Here is an 18881-nt window from a genome sequence, read left to right as displayed (position 1 = left end):
TGGTGATTCCATGAACGTCAGTATCCCCCAGAGTGCCCGCATCCTCGCCATCGAGGACGACCCCGTCCTGGCCTCCCATCTCTGCGATCACCTCGGTCGCCGGGGGTTCGACGTGACCTTGCGGCGGGATGGCGATGAGGCCCTGGGCCTGGCCTGCGCCGAGGATTTCGACCTGATCCTCATGGACATCCTGCTGCCCGGGCGCAGCGGCCTGGAGGTGCTCGCCGAGCTGCGCCGACGCCGCCGCGTGCCGGTGATCCTGATGTCCGCGCTGGGCGCCGAGCAGGACCGCATCGCCGGCTTCAGCCAGGGGGCGGACGACTACCTGCCCAAGCCCTTCAGCATGGCGGAGATGCAGGTGCGGGTGGATGCCGTGCTGCGTCGCGTGGCCTACGAACGGCGTGAGCCGGAACCGCCCAGCGAGGCACTGGAGCTGAAGTTCGACGAAGGGCGCTCGGATATCAGCTATCGCGGGCGCTGGGCCGAACTCACGCCCACCGAGTACCGCCTGCTGGTCACCTTCTCGCGGCACATGGAGGAGGCGCAGAGCAAGGCGTTCCTTTACCAGCACGTGCTGCACCGCGCCTACTCGCAGCACGACCGCAGCCTGGACATGCACGTCAGCCACATCCGTCGCAAACTGGCGCGGCTCGGCTATGCCCAGTGGCGGCTGGAGACCGTCTGGGGCAAGGGCTACGTGCTCACCAGCGGGAAAGGCTGATGCCCGGTCGCCATTCGCTGTTCTGGAAGCTGGCGATCATCCTCGTCGGCTTCTGCCTGGTGATGATCGCCCTGACGCTGTCGTTCGGTCAGCTCATCGGCGAGCGCACCTCCTACCTGTCCGACGCGGCGCGCACGACCCTGCGCGGCTACGCCCATGAGGCCGAGCGGGCCTGGCGTGAGGGAGGGCGGGCCGGCGTCGATGCCTTCCAGGCCGACCTGGAGCGCCGCGAGGGCAGCTGGGTGCTGGTGCTCGACCAGCACCTGTTCCCCCTGGGCAGCCGCCCGGTCAGCGAGGAGCAGCGCCGTCGCCTGGGCTTCATGCGGCAACTGGAGTGGCCGATGGGGCGGCAGACGCCGGAACCCCGCACGCTGAGCATTCCCTTCGAGGGCCAGGACGGGCAACTGGTGATGCTCCTGCCGCAACGCTTCAGCCCCTGGGGCCCACGGCCGCTGTTGTTCTTCATCGCCCAGAAGGTGGTGCCCGGGCTGCTCGCCCTGCTGCTGTGCATGCTGCTCTACCGGCTGTTCATCGCCCCGCTGGCGCGCCTGCGCGAACAGGCCAATTCGCTGAAGGCGGACGACCTCGGCGCGCGTCTGGGCGAACCCTTCGTTTCGCGGCGGGACGAGCTCGGAGAGCTGGGCCGGGCCTTCGATCACATGGCCGATCGCCTGCAAGGCACCGTGGTCTACCAGCGCCGGCTGCTCAGCGACCTCTCTCACGAACTGCGGACCCCGCTCAGCCGCCTGCGCGCGGCCAGCGAGCGCGAGGACGACCTGCCGGCGCTGCGCCAGCGCCTGGAGCGCGAGATCGGCGTGATGCAGCAATTGGTGGAAAACACCCTGGAGCTGGCCTGGATGGATTCCGAGCGCCCGCGTTTCCCCCAGGAGGCGGTGCCGTTGCGGCCGCTCTGGGACGTGCTCACGGAAGACGCCTGTTTCGAGACGGGATGGCCCCGGGAGCAACTGCGTTTCGAGCTGGACGAGCGGTGCGTGGTCAAGGCCCACCTCAACAGCCTGGCCCAGGCCCTGGAGAACATGCTGCGCAATGCCATCCGCCATTCACCTGCGGGCGGGCTGGTCACGCTGTCCGGCCGCCAGGAGGGCGAGCACTGGCTGCTGTGCCTCCGCGACCAGGGACCGGGGGTGGCGGAAGAACACCTGGAGCTGATCTTCGAGCCCTTCTCCCGGCTCGACGAGGCGCGGCCCGGCGATGGCGGTTTCGGCCTGGGGCTGAGCATCGCCCGCAGCGCCATCGATCTTCAGGGGGGCCGACTGTGGGCGTGCAACCTGAATCCGGGGCTGGGCTTGCACATGCGCCTGCAAGCCTGGCCGGGCGGCGCCTCGGGGTCAGGCTGAGAACGCCATAGGACTCGGGCCCCGAGGCTTCCTGGCGGCCATCCGAATGTCTCCCTGAAAGGATGGGCGGCCGAGCTAGTTGAGAATATTCACACCGTCGCCGTCCTGGGCCAGGAAACGCTGCTGGGCCTGATGGTCGCTGTCGTCGCCGAGTTCGCTCGCGCGCTGGTGGAAGTCGCCGGCCAGGGCCCGTATGCGCGGGTCGCTGGCCTGGGCCAGGCTGGCACGGCTGGTGCGGAGGAAGTTGAGATTGCCGGCGGCCAGCGAGCGTCGCAGCCAGCCCAGGGCCTCGTCGATCCGCCCCTGTGCCGCCAGTACCGCGGCATAGCTGAACTGGCCGCGAAAGTCGCCGGCCTCGGCCGAGCGCCGGTACCAGTCCAGGGCGATTCCTGCATCGCGTGGCACGGCGATGCCCTCTTCGAAATAGCGCCCCACCAGGTTCATCGACTTGGCGTGCCCGGCTTCGGCCGCCCGCAGGTAGAGGGCGAAGGCGGCCGCCTGGTCGAGCTCGACGCCGCGTCCGGTGGCCAGAAGGCCCGCGTAGTTGTACAGGGCCCAGTCGAGCCCGCTGGCGATGGCCTGCCGGTACTGGTTGGCAGCCTCCACCAGGTCGACGTCACCGCCCCAGCCGTGCTCCAGGCAGCGGCCGAGCATGTTGCGCGCCATGGCGTCGCCGTTGTCGGCGGCGATGCGGAACCAGGCGCGGGCCAGGGCCGGGTCTTTCTCGATGCCCTTGCCGTCGAGGAGGATCTGCCCCAGCAGCGTCTGTGCATCGGTCAGGCCGTCGCGGGCGGCACCGAGGATGATCCGTGCGGCCTGGCGAGGGTCGCTGGCCAGTCGCTCGCGCAGTTCTTCTGCGCTGAGGGTTTCGGTGCGCCTGAGGGTGACGTGCATTTCAGGTGTCCGCCCAGCGCCGCAGCAGGTTGTGGTAGGTGCCGGTGAGCTGGATCAGCGCGGGGTGTTCGGGTACGTCGCGGGTCAGGCCCTGGATCGCCTGGTCCATCTCGTAGAGCAGGGTGCGCTGGCCGTCGTCGCGGACCATGCTCTGGGTCCAGAAGAACGAGGCGATGCGTGCGCCCCGGGTCACGGGCTCCACCTTGTGCAGGCTGGTGGAGGGGTAGATGACCAGGTCACCGGCGGCGAACTTCACGCGCTGGGTGCCGTAGGTGTCCTGGATCACCAGTTCGCCGCCGTCGTAGCTGTCCGGTTCGCTGAAGAACAGCGTGGCGGAGACATCGGTGCGGACCTGCTCGGGGCTGCCCTGAATGCGGCGGATGGCGTTGTCGATGTGGTAGTCGAAGGTGCCACCGCCCGTGTAGCGGTTGAACAGGGGCGGGAAGACCTTCAGCGGCAGCACGGCGGAGACGAACAGCGGGTGGGTCCACAGGCGCTGCAGCATCGCCGCGCTGATTTCCTTCGCCAGGGGATGGCCTTCCACCAGTTGCTCGTTGTGCTTGGCCTTCGCCGACTGGTGCCCGGCGGTGACGCGGCCATCCGCCCAGTCGGCCTGTTCCAGCGCTTCGCGGATGCGGGCGGCCTCTTCGGGCGTGAATACACCGGGTATGCGCAGGAGCATGGTCGGGGGCCTCCGGATGGGAAAAAAGCGCAAATGATAGTGATTTACATTTGTTGCTGGCAAGGGGATTGGCCGGGCCTGCCGACGGTCTGCGCGGACGAGTGTAAAGTTTGTAAAAAAGATGCAAATGAGAATATATGGCAATTGATAGTGTAAACGTTTTGAAATAGATTCCGCGGCCTCTGAGATCCCTGGGGAGGGAAAACGATGTCGCGTCAGTCACTCGAATCCACCGCTTCTGCCCAGCGCCTGCTGGCATCCGCCATCGGCGTCGCCCTCTCGGCCGCCTCCCTGGCACCGGTTGCCCATGCCGCGCAAGCGGAGAAGAAGGATGGCGAACAGGACGGCGTGATCTCGCTCGATGCCACCTCGGTGGTCGGTGAGCAGATCGGGGGCGAGGACTACCAGGTCCAGCGCTCCGCCTCGCAGAAGTACACCGCGCCGCTGGTGGACACGCCGCGCTCCGTGACCGTGGTTCCGCAGCAGGTGATCAAGGACACCGGCGCGCTGAGCCTGCAGGACGCGTTGCGCACCGTGCCCGGTATCACCATGGGGGCGGGCGAGGGCGGCAACCCCCAGGGCGATCGTCCCTTCATCCGCGGCTTCGACGCCCAGTCCGATACCTACCTCGATGGCGTGCGCGACACCGGTTCGCAGACCCGCGAGATCTTCGCCATCGAGTCCATCGAGGTGAGCAAGGGGCCGAACTCGTCCTTCGGTGGCCGTGGCTCGGCCGGTGGCAGCCTCAACCTGGTGACCAAGAAGGCGCACCTCGGTGATTCCATCGACGGTGGCTTCACCTGGGGTTCCGACCAGACCCAGCGCTACACCGCCGACATCAACCAGCAGTTCCTCGACACCGCCGCGTTCCGCCTCAACCTGATGAGCCACGAGAGCAATGTCGCCGGCCGCGACAAGGTCAACTACGACCGCTGGGGCGTGGCCCCGTCGCTGGCCTTCGGCCTCGGCACCGACACCCGCGTGAACCTCGACTTCTACCACCTGGAAAGCGACGACCTGCCGGACTCGGGCATCCCCTACGGCTACTCGGTGGGCTCCACCCACACCGCGGGCAGCCCGGACAAACCCGTCGACGGCGGCGACAGCAGCAACTTCTATGGCCTGACCAGCCGTGACTTCCGCAAGACCCGGGCGGACATCGCGACCATCGCCATCGAGCACGACCTGACCGATTCGCTGACCCTCAAGAACACCCTGCGCCACGGCAACAGCATGCAGGACTACATCCTGACCCAGCCGGACGACAGCAAGGGCAACGTGATCAATGGCACCGTCTGGCGCCGCGCCAACAGCCGTGTGAGCAACACCGCCACCACCACCAACCAGACCGACCTGTTCGGCGATTTCCAGCTGGCCGGGCTCAAGCACAGTTTCTCCACGGGGATCGAGCTGTCCCGCGAGGAGTCCGATCGCTCTTCCTACACGGTCGCCAACTCGGTGGGGACCGGCACCCTGAACTGCCCGACCACGGGCGCCGGCACCGGCTACAACTGCACCTCGCTGGGCAATCCCAACCCGGACGACCCCTGGGCCGGCAGCGTCGCGCGCAACTACGCCGCCACCGTGACCACCGGCGATACCCGTGCGCTCTACGCTTTCGACAGCATCGAGCTGGACCCGCAGTGGATCCTCAACCTGGGCCTGCGCTACGACAACTTCCAGACCGAGTCCAGGACCAAGTCCGCCTCTGGCGCCACCACCTTCAAGGCGTCCGATACCGCCGAGTTCGTCAACTACCAGGTGGGCCTGGTATGGAAGCCGGCCAGCAACGGCAGCATCTATGCCTCCTACGCCACGTCCGCGACGCCACCGGGCTCCATGCTGGGCGAGGGCACGGAAGGCAACGCCCTGCCGACGTCCGTGGGCACGCCGACCAGTATCGTCAGCGACCTGGAGCCGGAAGAGACCACCAACTACGAGCTGGGCACCAAGTGGGACCTGCTCGATGAGCGCCTGTCGCTGACCGCCGCGATCTTCCGCACCGAGAAGGAAAACACCCGCGTCCTGGTGAGCAACTACACCTACGAGAACGCCGGCAAGACCCGCGTCGACGGCCTCGAGCTGACCGCCAGCGGCAAGATCACCGACAAGTGGCAGGTGTTCGCCGGCTACAGCTACCTGGACAGCGAGCTGGTCGACCCGGGTGCCGTGGGCAACCGTACGGGCCTGGTGACCAGCACCGTCAACGCGGCGAAGGGCAACGAGATGCCCAATACGCCGAAGAACAGCTTCAGCCTGTGGACCACCTACCAGGTACTGCCGAAGCTGACCCTCGGCGCCGGTGCCTTCTACGTGGACGACGTGTTCGGCGACAACAACAACTCCGTGTACGTCCCGTCCTACTGGCGCTACGACGCGATGGCGGCCTACCAGCTGACCAAGAACGTCGACCTGCAGCTGAACGTGCAGAACCTCACCGACGAGACCTACTACGACAAGGCCTTCACCACCCACTTCGCCAACCAGGCGGCGGGTCGTACGGCGCTGCTCAGCACCAACTTCCACTTCTGATCGGCGCGGTCCTGCCGCCCCGCCAGGCCACGGAGCCCCGGTCGCGATCGCTGCCGGGGCTTCGTCGTTCTCGCGTACCTATATAAGGAGGGGCGGGGTCGCGACGCGGGCCGGACCGGCCCTGCAATAGCCGTCGGTTCCATGCATATAGCCTCATGGCATAACGCGACACCTTCCCGCGATATGGCCATCGCCGGTTTGCCGGTATCATGTGCACCCCCTGCGTCTGGATTGCGAACCCCGCCATGACCCTGCAGTACCCAACCATCGCCGACTGCATCGGCAACACTCCGCTGGTGCGCCTGCAGCGCCTGGGCGGAGCCACCAGCAACACCCTCCTGGTCAAGCTCGAAGGCAACAACCCCGCCGGTTCCGTGAAGGACCGCCCGGCCCTGTCGATGATCACCCGCGCCGAACTGCGCGGTGCCATCCGGCCCGGTGACACCCTGATCGAGGCGACCTCGGGCAACACCGGCATCGCGCTGGCCATGGCGGCGGCGATCAAGGGCTACAAGATGGTCCTGATCATGCCGGACAACATGAGTGCCGAGCGCAAGGCGGCGATGACCGCCTATGGCGCCGAGCTGATCATCGTCAGCAAGGAGGAGGGCATGGAGGGCGCTCGCGACCTGGCCGAACGCATGCAGGCCGAAGGCCGAGGCAAGGTGCTGGACCAGTTCGCCAATGGCGACAACCCCGAGGCCCACTACGTCGGCACGGGCCCCGAGATCTGGCGCCAGACCCAGGGCACCATCACCCACTTCATCAGCTCGATGGGCACCACCGGCACCATCATGGGCACCTCGCGCTACCTCAAGGAGCAGAACCCCGCGATCCAGATCGTCGGCCTGCAGCCCCAGGAAGGCTCGGCCATCCCCGGCATTCGTCGCTGGCCCGAGCAATACCTGCCGAAGATCTACCAGGCCGATCGCGTCGATCGCGTCGTCGACATGGCCCAGGTCGAGGCGGAGCAGACCATGCGCCGGCTGGCCCGGGAAGAAGGCATCTTCTGTGGCGTGTCCTCCGGCGGCTCGGTGGCGGCCATGCTGCGCCTGTCCCGCGAGGTGGAGAACGCGGTGATGGTGGCGATCATCTGTGATCGCGGCGACCGCTACCTGTCCACCGGCGTGTACGACCCGATCCCGTGAGACTCGTCATTCCCCGTCCCGATGGCTGTGCAGGCCGCTACTCGCTGCGCGCCTATCGCATTCACCTGCACCCCGTGAGCGGCGCCAGCCGGGGCCTCGCCCTGGGCGCCGCTGCGTCCGTTTCCCGCTATGCGCCGTCGGCCCTGCTGCAGCGCTCCTGGTATCTGCCCAAGGATGTGAAACATGGCCAAGCGTAGCGGCGGCCTGCGCTTCCAGCCCAGTGGCGGCACCCGCTCGACGCAGCAGGTGCCGACCGGCAAGAAGCAGCGCCTGTCCATCGAGCGCCTGGCCAACGACGGCCGTGGCATCGCCTTCGTCGAAGGGCGTACCTGGTTCGTTTCCGGTGCGCTGGCGGACGAGCAGGTCGAGGCCCGTGTACTCGGCGCCCGCGCCCAGATCGTCGAGGCACGCGCGGAGAAGGTGCTGGTGGCCAGCCCGCTGCGGCGTGCCGAGCCCTGTGCCCATGCCGGCCAGTGCGGCGGCTGCACCCTGCAGCACCTGCCCCATGCCGAGCAGCTCGCCCTGAAACAGCGCACGCTGGCCGAGCAGTTGTCGCGCGTCGCCGGGCTCGAGCCCGAGGCCTGGGCCGCACCGCTGGTGGGGCCGGAGTTCGCCTACCGCCGCCGCGCTCGCATCGCTGTGCGCTGGGACGCCAAGGCCGCGCGCCTGGACGTCGGCTTCCGCGCCGCCGCCAGCCAGACCATCATCGGCATCGATGACTGCCTCGTGCTGGTACAGCCCTTGCAGTCTATCGTCCGTGCGTTACCGCAACTGCTGCGCAGCCTGGAAAGGCCGCAAGCCCTCGGTCATGTCGAGCTCTTTCACGGCAATGCCTCGTCGCTGCTGCTGCGCCACATCCAGCCACTGGGTGAGGCGGACCTGCAGCGCCTGCGGCATTTCTGCGCCGAACACCAGGCCCAGCTGTGGTTGCACGGTGCGGGCGAGCCGCACGCGGACGACCCGGCCATGCGCCTGGGTTACCGTTTGGAACAGTGGCGCCTGGAACTGGAATACCGGCCGGGTGATTTCGTCCAGGTCAATGCGCCGGTCAACGAGGCGATGGTCGCCCAGGCGCTAGACTGGTTGGCACCGCAGGCGTCCGAGCGGGTGCTGGACCTGTTCTGCGGGCTCGGCAATTTCGCCCTGCCGCTGGCGCGCCAGGTGCGCGAGGTGGTGGCGGTGGAAGGTGTGGATGCCATGGTCGAACGCGCCCGTGGCAATGCGGTAATCAATGGTCTGGAGAATGCGCACTTTTTCCAGGCCGACTTGTCGAAGCCGCTGGCCGAGGCCCGGTGGGCCCGGCAGGGGTTCGATGCAGTGCTGCTGGACCCGCCGCGCGACGGCGCTTTCGAGGTCGCCCGCCACCTGGGCGGGCTCGGCGCGAAACGCGTGGTGTATGTGTCCTGCAACCCGGCGACGCTGGCACGCGACAGTGCCGAGCTGGTCCGGCAGGGTTATCGGCTCAGGAGAGCCGGCATCCTCGACATGTTTCCGCAGACGGCCCATGTCGAGGCCATGGCGTTATTCGAGGCGGGCTAGGATGCTCGCGTAATCCGACTGGCCCAGAGAGGCTGGCGAACATTCGGCGTGACGGGCGTACGTCGTAGGGAAGGTAAGGCAAGATGGTACAGGTCAGAGCGCAACAGCCGGTCAACACCGACGGCAGTATCAACCTCGAGGCGTGGCTGGACCATGTCCTCAGTCTCGATCCGGTGTTGGACCGCGAGGTGCTGAAACAGGCCTGCGAATTCGCCCGGGACTCCGAGCAGCAGGCCAACGCCGCGCAGAACCTCTGGGCCGAGGGCACCTCCAGTTTCCAGACCGGCCTGGAGATCGCCGAGATCCTCGCCGACCTCAAGCTGGACCAGGAGTCTCTGGTGGCGGCGGTCATCTACCGCGGCGTGCGCGAGGGCAAGATCCAGCTCGCCGACGTCAACCAGCGCTTCGGCCCGGTGGTGGCCAAGCTCATCGAGGGCGTGCTGCGCATGGCCGCGATCAGCGCCAGCCTCAACCCGCGTCATTCCCTGGTGCTGGGCACCCAGGCGCAGGTGGAGAACCTGCGCAAGATGCTGGTGGCCATGGTCGACGACGTGCGCGTCGCGCTGATCAAGCTGGCCGAACGGACCTGCGCCATACGCGAGGTCAAGAACGCCGACGACGAGAAGCGCCACCGCGTCGCCCGCGAGGTCTTCGACATCTACGCGCCCCTGGCCCATCGCCTGGGCATCGGCCATATCAAGTGGGAGCTGGAGGACCTGTCCTTCCGCTACCTGGAGCCTGACCAATACAAGCAGATCGCCAAGCTGCTGCATGAGCGCCGCCTGGATCGCGAGCAGTACATCGCCGATGTGATGAACCAGCTGCGCGAGGAACTGGCCGCCACGGGCATCAAGTCCGACATCAGCGGTCGCGCCAAGCACATCTATTCCATCTGGCGGAAGATGCAGCGCAAGGGCCTGCAGTTCAGCCAGATCTACGACGTGCGCGCCGTGCGCGTGCTGGTGCCGGAGGTGCGCGACTGCTACACCGCGCTCGGCATCGTGCACACCCTGTGGCGGCACATCCCCAAGGAATTCGACGACTACATCGCCAACCCCAAGGAGAACGGCTACCGCTCCCTGCACACGGCGGTGATCGGCCCGGACGGCAAGGTGCTGGAGGTGCAGATCCGCACCCACGCCATGCACGAGGAAGCCGAGCTGGGCGTCTGCGCCCACTGGCGCTACAAGGGCACCGACGTCAAATCCAGCTCCAACCACTACGAAGAGAAGATCTCCTGGCTGCGCCAGGTGCTGGAGTGGCACGAGGAACTGGGCGACATCGGCGGGTTGGCCGAACAGCTGCGGGTGGATATCGAGCCCGACCGCGTCTACGTCTTCACCCCCGATGGCCACGCCATCGACCTGCCCAAGGGCGCGACGCCGCTGGACTTCGCCTACCGCGTGCACACCGAGATCGGCCACAACTGCCGGGGCGCCAAGATCAATGGCCGCATCGTGCCGCTGAACTACAGCCTGCAGACCGGCGAGCAGGTGGAGATCATCACCGGCAAGCAGGGTTCGCCCAGCCGTGACTGGCTCAACCCCAACCTGGGCTATATCACCACCTCGCGGGCGCGGGCGAAGATCGTCCACTGGTTCAAGCTGCAGGCCCGCGACCAGAACGTCGCCGCCGGCAAGGCCATGCTCGAGCGCGAGCTGGCACGCCTGGCGCTGCCGCCGGTGGATTTCGAGAAGCTCGCCGAGAAGTGCAACCTGCGTACCGCCGAGGACATGCATGCCGCCCTGGGCGCCGGAGACCTGCGCCTGGCGCATGTGGTCAATTGCGCGCAGCAACTGGTGGAGCCGGAGCGTGGCAGCAGCGAACAGCTGGAGCTGATCCCCCGTCGCGTCGCCGGGCAGCACAAGCCAGGCAAGCGTGGCGACGTGCAGATCCAGGGCGTCGGCAACCTGCTCACCCAGATGGCAGGCTGCTGCCAGCCGCTGCCGGGTGATCCGATCGTCGGCTACATCACCCTCGGTCGCGGCGTCAGCATCCACCGCCAGGACTGCGCCTCGGCGCTGCAACTGGCGGGTCGCGAGCCGGAGCGGATGATCCAGGTCAGCTGGGGCCCGGTGCCGGTGCAGACCTATCCGGTGGATATCGTCATCAAGGCGTACGACCGGTCCGGTCTGCTGCGCGACGTTTCCCAGGTGCTGCTCAACGAGCGCATCAACGTGCTGGCGGTGAACACCCGCTCGAACAAGGAGGACAACACCGCCTCCATGTTGCTGACCATCGAGATCCCCGGGCTGGATGCGCTGGGGCGTCTGCTGGCGCGTATCTCGCAGCTGCCCAATATCATCGAAGCCCGCCGTAACCGCGCCGCCTGAGCTGTGGCGCTCGGTCTGGCGTTGTTGGAAAGGGACCGGAAAATGCTCATTGGCACTAGCCAACTCCGCTTTTCCGGCCCCATTCCGCCTAGCCAGCCCTTCGCTCGCGACGCTCAGGTCGTGTCGGGCATATATCATCGGACCTGCCATGTACCAACTCAATGATCTGCTGCACCTGATGGCCCGGCTGCGTGACCCGCAGTACGGCTGCCCCTGGGACCTGAAGCAGGATTACGCGACCATCGTCCCGCACACCATCGAGGAAGCCTACGAGGTGGCCGATGCCATCGAGCGGGGCGATTTCGAGCAACTGCCGGGCGAGCTGGGCGACCTGCTGTTCCAGGTCGTCTACTACAGCCAGCTGGCGCGGGAGGAGGGCCGCTTCGAGTTCGCCACCGTCGTCGATGCCATCACCCGCAAGCTGGTACGTCGCCACCCTCACGTGTTCCCCGATGGCGACCTGTACGGCGCGCCGGACATGGCACGCCTGGAAGAGGCCGCCATCAAGCAGCGCTGGGAGGCGATCAAGGCCGAGGAGCGCGCCGAGAAGGCCGCAGCACCCGAGCAGCTGTCCCTGCTGGATGACGTACCCGCCGTGCTGCCCGCCCTGAGCCGCGCCGCCAAGCTGCAGAAGCGTGCCGCCCAGGTCGGTTTCGACTGGCCCGAGGCGCTGCCGGTGGTGGACAAGGTGCGCGAGGAGCTGGACGAGGTGCTGGAGGCGATGGCCGACAACGACCCTGCCGCCGTGGCCGACGAGATCGGCGACCTGCTGTTCGTGGTGGTCAACCTGGCGCGCCACCTGAAGGTGGACCCGGAAACCGCCCTGCGCTCGGCCAACGGCAAATTCGAGCGGCGCTTCCGATTCATCGAACAGGCATTGCGCGAAGCGGGTCGTCCCATCGAAGATTGCACCCTGGACGAACTGGATGCCCTGTGGGGCGAAGCCAAGAAACAGGAAAAAGCCGCCCTTGGCTGCTAAGCAGAGAGACTGAATTACCCATGAGCCTTTCCCTCCGTGACCAACTGCTGAAAGCCGGGCTGGTCAATGAAAAGCAGGTCAAGCAGGCCGGCAAGCAACAGCAGAAGCAGCAGCGCCTGGAGAAGAAGAACCAGGTCGAGAAGGACGATTCCCAGCGCCAGGCCGCTCTCAAGGCCCAGGCCGAGAAGGTCGCCCGGGACCAGGAGCTGAACCGCCAGCAGCAGGAGAAGGCCGAGCAGAAGGCCCGGTCGGCGCAGATCAAGCAGCTCATCGAGAGTTCGCGCCTGCCCAAGCTGACCACCGAGGACTACTACAACTTCGTCGACGACAAGAAGGTCAAGCGCATCGCCGTCAACGACATGGTCCGCGACAAGCTGAGCCGTGGCTCCCTGGCCATCGTCCAGCACGGCGGCGGCTACGAGATCATCCCGCGTGATGCCGCGCTGCGTATCCAGGAGCGCGATCCGCGCCGCATCCTGCTGCTCAACACCCCCACCGAGGAAGCGGATGCGGACGATCCCTACGCCGCCTACAAGGTGCCGGACGACCTGATGTGGTGAGTGCGGGACGGGTATGAAGGAAGCCGGGCGATGCCCGGCTTTTTCATGGGTACCTGGAGTCGGCAGTAGGGCGGGTGAAGCTCGCGGAGCCCGGTGCTCGCTGCTTGTCGGGTTGTACCCGACCTACAGGGATTGCCTGTAACCCGACTCGGCCCGGGAGGTGGATCATCAGCAGATCTGGTTGCCCAGCAGTACCCGGCCGAAGCTCGCGCCTTCGGTCAGCGGGGTGATGGCGGCGATGTGGTCCAGGCGCAGGCGCTCGCGGCCGGTTTCGCCCTGGACGATGAAGAACTCTTCCTTTGCCGGCGTGGTTTCGGTACTCACCGCGCGGGCTTCGAGGCTGGCGCCGTCGTCCAGCTCGATCAGCAACTGATAGCGGTGCATGCAGGCGATCTCGATGAAGTCGTAGAGCTCGCAGGACAGGGGCAGGTATTGGCTCATCTCGGCCTCCTCGGGCGGGAGTCTCGATCCAGGGTTCCGATCATCCTATACCCCCGTCGGCACGCTGCCAGCCCACCTTTGTAAGGGCATGAAAAAGCCGGGCATCGGCCCGGCTTCTCGGTGTCGCTCGCGCCTTACTGGGCGCCTTCGACCTTGCGACCGTCGACCGTGCCTTCCTTGAGCATGATCTGGTATTCCTTGCCGTCCTTCTCCACCTGGTTCAGGCGCACCAGCAGGTAGCCCCATTCCTTGGCGAACCAGAGAACGGTCTTGCGATTGCTCTGGGTGGGGTCGCGCACGCGCTCGACCTTGATGGCGTCGACCGTGCCGGCCTTGGTTTCCACCTTCTCCTCGCCGAGCACGCGGAAGTCGTAGGTCTCGACCTCGTCGCCGTCGATCACCTGGTAGCTCATGCTCTTCTTGCCGGCGGCGACGTCGTGCTGGAGCACCAGCTGGTAGGTGGACTTGTCCACCAGGCCACGGTTGAGCGGTACGCGCACCTGATTGCCGCGATCGCTGCCGATCACCTGCTTCTCGCCCCAGTCGAAATCCAGCTCGATCTGCTTGCTCTTGCCCAGGCCGCTGCGGTTGAAGCGGTAGGTCTGCGGCAGGAAGGCATTGTTCTCCAGGCGGAACACGCTCGTTTCGGTGAGGCTGGCCACCAGCATGGAGGCCTCGAAATCCAGCTGCCAGCGGCCATCGTCCAGTTTCTTCAGGCTGCGCCCGGCGGTGCCGCTGATGGGCATCGTCTTCCAGTCGGCGGTGTAGCTGGCCTCGAAGGGCTTCAGCTCGGCCGCCGTGACCGGCAGGGTGAACAGGGCGAGGAGCAACAACAGGGCACGACGCATCGGCAAAATCTCCTAGTTACGCAGTTGCTGCCCGCAAGGGGGCAGCGCTTGGCCATCCAGTAGCGCGCCTTGCTCGCCCAGGTGCAGGCGACCTTCGGCGAACCAGCGCATGGCCAGCGGGTAGATACGGTGTTCCTCGGCATGCACCCGTCTGGCCAGGCTTTCCGGCGTATCGCCAGACTCTACCGGGATTACCGCCTGTACGACCAGAGGGCCTCCATCGAGTTCCTCGGTGACGAAATGCACGCTGCAGCCGTGCTCCGCATCGCCGGCTTCCAGCGCACGCTGGTGGGTGTGCAGGCCCTTGTGCAGGGGCAGCAGGGACGGGTGGATATTGAGCAGGCGCCCCTGGTAGTGGCGCACGAAGCCGGGGGTGAGGATGCGCATGAAGCCCGCCAGCAGCACCAGGCGCGGTGCGTAGGCGTCGATGGCCTCGACCAGCGCCGCATCGAAGGCTTCGCGGCCTGCGTACTGCGTGTGGTCGAGCACCCGGGTGGCGATCCCCGCCTGGCGGGCGCGCTCCAGCCCGTAGGCATCGGCGCGGTTGGATATCACCGCGCGGATGCGTGCCGGGCTGTCGGCGTTGGAGCTGCTGTCGATCAGGGCCTGGAGGTTGCTGCCGGAACCGGAGATCAGCACCACCACATCACAGCGGTCGGACATCAGTGGCTTTTCAGGTTGTTCAGGACGACGCGTTCGCTGCCTTCGGCGCCTGCGGCGATCTGGCCGATGACCCAGGGTTGCTCGCCAGCGGCGCGCAGGGTTTCCAGGGCCACCTCGACCTGCTCGGGGGCGATGCAGATGACCATGCCGACGCCGCAGTTGAGGACGCGGTGCATCTCGCGCTCGTCGACGTTGCCCTTCTCCTGCAGCCAGTCGAACACGGCCGGGCGGGTCCAGCTGGCGACGTCGATCACCGCCTGGGCGCCTTCGGGCAGGACGCGCGGGATGTTCTCGGTCAGGCCGCCGCCGGTGATGTGGGCCATGGCCTTCACCGCGCCGGTGTCCTTGATCAGCTTGAGCAGCGGCTTCACGTAGATGCGGGTCGGCGCCATCAGCAGGTCGGCCAGGGGCTTGCCGTCGAGCTGCACGTTCTCGATGTCGGCACCGCTGACTTCGATGATCTTGCGGATCAGCGAGTAGCCGTTGGAGTGCGGGCCGGAGGAGGGCAGGGCGATCAGGGTGTCACCGGTGGCGACCTTGGAGCCGTCGATGATCTCGGCCTTTTCCACGACGCCGACGCAGAAGCCGGCCAGGTCGTAGTCTTCGCCTTCGTACATGCCGGGCATCTCGGCGGTCTCGCCGCCCACCAGCGAGCAGCCGGCCAGTTCGCAGCCGGCACCGATGCCGGTGACCACGGTGGCGGCCACGTCGACGTTGAGCTTGCCGGTGGCGTAGTAGTCGAGGAAGAACAGCGGCTCGGCGCCGCAGACGACCAGGTCGTTCACGCACATGGCGACCAGGTCCTGGCCGATGCTGTCGTGCTTGTTCAGGTTCAGCGCCAGGCGCAGCTTGGTGCCGACGCCGTCGGTGCCGGAGACCAGCACGGGCTGTTTGTAGCCGGCCGGGATTTCGCAGAGGGCGCCGAAGCCACCCAGGCCGCCCATCACTTCAGGGCGCGCGGTGCGCTTGGCCACGCCTTTGATGCGTTCGACCAGGGCTTCGCCCGCGTCGATGTCCACACCAGCGTCCTTGTAGCTCAGGGAGGGTTGCTTGCTCATAAATCCAGGCCTATAGGGGAAATTCGAGGATCGACCGGCAAGTCTGGCTGCCGGTTTGCGAAGGCGCGCGATTTTATCAGGCTTGACCCACAGCGGCCATCGGCAGCGGTCGGTGTTGGCGAAAAGCGTTCAAATAAGTGCTCGCCCGGTATCCGGCCCGTTGCCGGTGAGGTTGGGCCTGTTTAAGGTATAGCCCTTCACTCGCGGCCAGCCGCCGTCCAACAGAATGTCGAGAGTCCCAATGCGCCTGATCGCCCGCCTGCTCATGGTCTGCCTGCCGTTGTCCAGCCTGCCGGCCTTCGCCGAAACGGTCGGCGGCCTCTACCAGGTGCGCGAACCCGTCGCCTCGCAGCAGCCGGCCGAGCGTGACCAGGCCTTGAATCGCGCGCTGGAGACCCTGGTCATCCGTCTCGCGGGCGATGCCAAGGCGCTGGATAACCCGGCCCTGGCCGAGGCGCGCAAGAATCCGCAGCAATTGATCAGCCAGTTCGGCTACGAGGGCCAGTCCCTGCTGGTGGACTTCGACCCGGTGACCACCGAGCGCACCCTGCGCCAGGCCGGCGTTCCGCTGTGGGGCGCCAATCGCCCGGCGATCCTCGCCTGGTGGCTGAACCAGGGCAGCGACGGCGCGAGCCTGGTGGGGGATGCCCAGGAGGCGGCCAAGCCGCTGCGTGATGCCGCCCAGCACCGTGGCCTGCCCCTGCGCCTGCCGCTGGCGGATCTCAGCGAACAGCTGGTGGCCACGCCCGAGGCTCTGGTGGCGACCGACCCGGAGGCGCTGCGTCCGGCCTCCGAGCGTTATTCCGCCGACGCCCTGCTCGCCGTGCTGGCCAGCGAGGCCGATGGCAAGTGGAAGGCCCAGTGGCACCTGTGGCTGGGCGACAACCGCGACCAGGGCAACGTCGAGGGAGCCGACCAGGCCGCCGTCGCCGACGCCGTGCTGCTCGCCGTGAGCCAGCGCCTGGCGCCGCGCTTCGTCGTGGCGGCGGGTGTCGGCCAGAGCCAGGTCCTGGAAGTGAAGGGCGCCGACCTCGCGCGCTACGCCGAACTGTCCCGCGCGCTGGAGCCTTTCGGCGCCCGCCTGGTGCAGGTCGAGGGCGACCTGCTGCGCTACCAGATCAACGCCAGCGGCGAGCAACTGCGTGCCCAGTTGGCCCTGAGCGGCCTGCAGGAGTCCGCTCCCGAAGCCGCTCCGGTGGATGCAGGCCAGGCTCCTGCCACCCCGGGGGCGGCGCCGGCACCGCAGGTGCAGCCGCGCGACCCGGTATTGCGATTCCATTGGTGAGGGCCCGGACGGCCGCTCCCGCAACTCAAGGCTGAGGTTTCTCCATGACCGATTCGCGTCGCTGGCTCTGGCTGGGGGGCGTCCTGCTCCTGTGCTGGCTGCTGTACCTGCTGCACCCGATCCTGTCCCCCTTCCTGATCGGCATGCTCCTGGCGTACCTGGGCGATCCGCTGGTGGATCGCCTCGAGCGCCTGGGGCTGTCACGCACCTGGGGCGTGGTGGCGGTATTCACCCTGTTCAGCCTGATCCTCCTGGCCCTGCTGCTGGTGCTGGTGCCCATGCTCGGCCGCCAGCTGGTGCGCCTCTACGAGCTGGCGCCGCAGATGCTCGACTGGCTGCAGAACAGCGCGCTGCCCTGGGTGCAGGCCAAGCTGGGCCTGCCGCAGGGGTTCTGGCGCTTCGACAAGCTCAAGGAAGTGATCAGCGGCCACCTGGGCCAGACCACCGACGTGGTCGGCGTGCTGCTGGCCAGTGCCACCGCCTCGGGCCTGGCGCTGGTGGGCTGGGTCGGCAACCTGCTGTTGATCCCGGTGGTTGGCTTCTACCTGCTGCGCGACTGGGACCTGATGGTCGCCAAGCTCCGCGGGCTCCTGCCGCGTGCCCGCGAGGGGCTGGTGGTGAAGCTCGCCGGTGAGTGCCACGAGGTACTCGGCGCCTTCATCCGTGGCCAGTTGCTGGTGATGCTGGCGCTGGGGACCATCTACGCCGTGGGCCTGATGGCCATCGGGCTCGATCTCGGGCTGCTGATCGGCCTGCTCGCCGGGCTCGCCAGCATCGTTCCCTACATGGGCTTCGTGGTCGGCTTCGGTGCCGCCGTGGCGGCCGCGCTGTTCCAATTCAGCGGCTTCGACCTGTATCCGCTGATCGGCGTCGCGGTGGTGTTCGGCGTCGGCCAGTTGCTCGAGGGCATGCTGCTGACCCCGCTGCTGGTGGGCGATCGCATCGGCCTGCATCCGGTGGCGGTGATCTTCGCCATCCTCGCCGGTGGCCAGCTGTTCGGTTTCACCGGTGTGCTGCTGGCACTGCCGGTGGCCGCCGTGATCATGGTTTTGCTGCGCCATGCGCATGATTTCTATAAACTTTCCCAACTTTACGGAGAGACCGGCAGCGGTTCCGACGAACCCAGCGACTCGGCATGAAACCCATTCAGCTTCCCCTCGGCATCCGCTTGCGTGACGACGCGACATTTGCCAACTACTACCCCGGCGCCAACGCCGCGGCACTCGGCTATGTCGAGCGCCTCTGCGAGGCCGATGCCGGTTGGACCGAAAGCCTGATCTACCTCTGGGGCGGGGAGGGCGTCGGTCGCAGCCACCTGCAGCAGGCGGCCTGCCTGCGCTTCGAGCAGCGGGGCGAGCAGGCGGTCTACCTGCCGCTGGCGGAGCTGGCGCCATACGGGACGGCGATCCTCGACAACCTGGAGCAGTGCGAGCTGGTCTGCCTCGATGATCTGGATGCGGTAGCCGGGCGCGCGGACTGGGAGGAGGCGCTGTTCCACCTGTTCAACCGCCTGCGTGATTCGGGTCGCAAGCTGCTGCTGGCGGCCAATACCGCACCGCGGGAGCTGGCGGTGAAGTTGCCGGACCTGAAGTCGCGCCTGACCCTGGCGCTGATCTTCCAGCTGCAGTCGCTGTCCGACGAGGACAAGCTGCGCGCCCTGCAACTGCGTGCCTCGCGCCGTGGCCTGCACCTGACCGATGAGGTCGGGCGCTTCATCCTCACCCGCGGCTCGCGCAGCATGAGCGCCCTGTTCGACTTGCTCGAACGTCTCGATCAGGCCTCCCTGCAGGCCCAGCGCAAGCTCACCATCCCCTTCCTCAAGGAAACCCTGGGCTGGTGA

The 18881-nt window shown here is 67.1% G+C and carries 18 protein-coding genes; 12 read left to right on the top strand and 6 right to left on the bottom strand.

Annotated elements, in window-relative coordinates:
- Positions 1-10 precede the first annotated feature (10 nt).
- Positions 11-721 carry a response regulator transcription factor gene (locus HSX14_RS22890; protein WP_173171825.1) on the top strand — a complete coding sequence of 237 codons (711 nt, stop codon included), beginning with the start codon at positions 11-13 and terminating at the stop codon, positions 719-721.
- On the top strand, positions 721-2079 hold the full coding sequence (locus HSX14_RS22885; RefSeq protein ID WP_173171827.1) for a sensor histidine kinase: 1359 nt from the start codon (positions 721-723) through the stop codon (positions 2077-2079). The genes HSX14_RS22890 and HSX14_RS22885 overlap by 1 nt, the downstream gene beginning before the upstream one ends.
- A 75-nt stretch (positions 2080-2154) precedes the next feature.
- Here HSX14_RS22885 and HSX14_RS22880 read toward each other — a convergent pair whose 3' ends face one another.
- A complete protein-coding gene (locus HSX14_RS22880) occupies positions 2155-2973 on the bottom strand; it encodes a tetratricopeptide repeat protein (protein ID WP_173171829.1) in 819 nt (272 codons plus the stop codon).
- A 1-nt stretch (position 2974) separates the two neighbouring features.
- Positions 2975-3655: a Fe2+-dependent dioxygenase gene (locus HSX14_RS22875; RefSeq protein ID WP_173171831.1), complete on the bottom strand. Its 681-nt coding sequence runs from the start codon at positions 3653-3655 to the stop codon at positions 2975-2977.
- Positions 3656-3862: 207 nt separating this feature from the next.
- Here HSX14_RS22875 and HSX14_RS22870 point away from each other — a divergent pair, with 207 nt between their 5' ends.
- From HSX14_RS22870 to HSX14_RS22840, 7 genes are all read left to right on the top strand, one after another.
- Positions 3863-6187, top strand: a complete 2325-nt coding sequence (locus tag HSX14_RS22870; protein ID WP_173171833.1) for a TonB-dependent receptor — start codon at positions 3863-3865, stop codon at positions 6185-6187.
- 245 nt (positions 6188-6432) lie between these two features.
- The gene (gene cysM, locus HSX14_RS22865) at positions 6433-7335 is read left to right on the top strand and encodes a cysteine synthase CysM (protein ID WP_173171835.1); all 903 of its coding nucleotides are present in this window, start codon (positions 6433-6435) and stop codon (positions 7333-7335) included.
- Positions 7332-7532, top strand: a complete 201-nt coding sequence (locus tag HSX14_RS22860; RefSeq protein WP_173171837.1) for a hypothetical protein — start codon at positions 7332-7334, stop codon at positions 7530-7532. Before cysM ends, HSX14_RS22860 begins: the two co-directional genes overlap by 4 nt.
- Positions 7519-8874 (top strand): 23S rRNA (uracil(1939)-C(5))-methyltransferase RlmD, encoded by a 1356-nt coding sequence (rlmD, locus tag HSX14_RS22855; RefSeq protein WP_173171839.1) that lies wholly within the window; start codon positions 7519-7521, stop codon positions 8872-8874. The genes HSX14_RS22860 and rlmD overlap by 14 nt, the downstream gene beginning before the upstream one ends.
- 83 nt (positions 8875-8957) lie before the next feature.
- Positions 8958-11207, top strand: coding sequence for a GTP diphosphokinase (gene relA, locus HSX14_RS22850; RefSeq protein ID WP_111261721.1), 2250 nt, complete (start codon positions 8958-8960; stop codon positions 11205-11207).
- A gap of 148 nt (positions 11208-11355) precedes the next feature.
- Positions 11356-12186: a nucleoside triphosphate pyrophosphohydrolase gene (mazG, locus tag HSX14_RS22845; protein WP_173171841.1), complete on the top strand. Its 831-nt coding sequence runs from the start codon at positions 11356-11358 to the stop codon at positions 12184-12186.
- 20 nt (positions 12187-12206) lie between these two features.
- Positions 12207-12746 (top strand): DUF2058 domain-containing protein, encoded by a 540-nt coding sequence (locus tag HSX14_RS22840; protein ID WP_111261719.1) that lies wholly within the window; start codon positions 12207-12209, stop codon positions 12744-12746.
- A gap of 168 nt (positions 12747-12914) precedes the next feature.
- Here HSX14_RS22840 and HSX14_RS22835 read toward each other — a convergent pair whose 3' ends face one another.
- The 4 genes from HSX14_RS22835 to purM form a co-directional block, all read right to left on the bottom strand.
- Entirely contained in the window at positions 12915-13187 is a 273-nt protein-coding gene (locus HSX14_RS22835; protein WP_173171843.1) for a Rho-binding antiterminator, read from the bottom strand.
- Positions 13188-13321: 134 nt separating this feature from the next.
- Positions 13322-14035, bottom strand: a complete 714-nt coding sequence (locus HSX14_RS22830; protein WP_173171845.1) for a DUF3108 domain-containing protein — start codon at positions 14033-14035, stop codon at positions 13322-13324.
- A gap of 12 nt (positions 14036-14047) precedes the next feature.
- Positions 14048-14698, bottom strand: a complete 651-nt coding sequence (gene purN / locus HSX14_RS22825; protein WP_173171847.1) for a phosphoribosylglycinamide formyltransferase — start codon at positions 14696-14698, stop codon at positions 14048-14050.
- Positions 14698-15756, bottom strand: a complete 1059-nt coding sequence (gene purM / locus HSX14_RS22820) for a phosphoribosylformylglycinamidine cyclo-ligase (protein ID WP_173171849.1) — start codon at positions 15754-15756, stop codon at positions 14698-14700. Before purM ends, purN begins: the two co-directional genes overlap by 1 nt.
- A gap of 241 nt (positions 15757-15997) precedes the next feature.
- On the opposite strand from purM, the gene HSX14_RS22815 reads away from it, so the two are divergent.
- The 3 genes from HSX14_RS22815 to hda are packed head-to-tail and all read left to right on the top strand — an operon-like array spanning position 15998 to position 18881.
- Complete coding sequence (locus HSX14_RS22815) at positions 15998-17041, top strand: DUF2066 domain-containing protein (protein ID WP_173171851.1); 1044 nt, start codon at positions 15998-16000, stop codon at positions 17039-17041.
- A gap of 44 nt (positions 17042-17085) precedes the next feature.
- Positions 17086-18180 (top strand): AI-2E family transporter, encoded by a 1095-nt coding sequence (locus HSX14_RS22810; protein ID WP_173171853.1) that lies wholly within the window; start codon positions 17086-17088, stop codon positions 18178-18180.
- Positions 18177-18881, top strand: a complete 705-nt coding sequence (hda, locus tag HSX14_RS22805) for a DnaA regulatory inactivator Hda (RefSeq protein WP_173171855.1) — start codon at positions 18177-18179, stop codon at positions 18879-18881. The genes HSX14_RS22810 and hda overlap by 4 nt, the downstream gene beginning before the upstream one ends.

The organism is Pseudomonas tohonis, from assembly GCF_012767755.2.
GTDB lineage: Bacteria > Pseudomonadota > Gammaproteobacteria > Pseudomonadales > Pseudomonadaceae > Metapseudomonas > Metapseudomonas tohonis.
The sequence above is the reverse complement of the archived record's forward strand: the minus strand, read 5'-3'. Positions and strand labels throughout refer to the sequence as shown.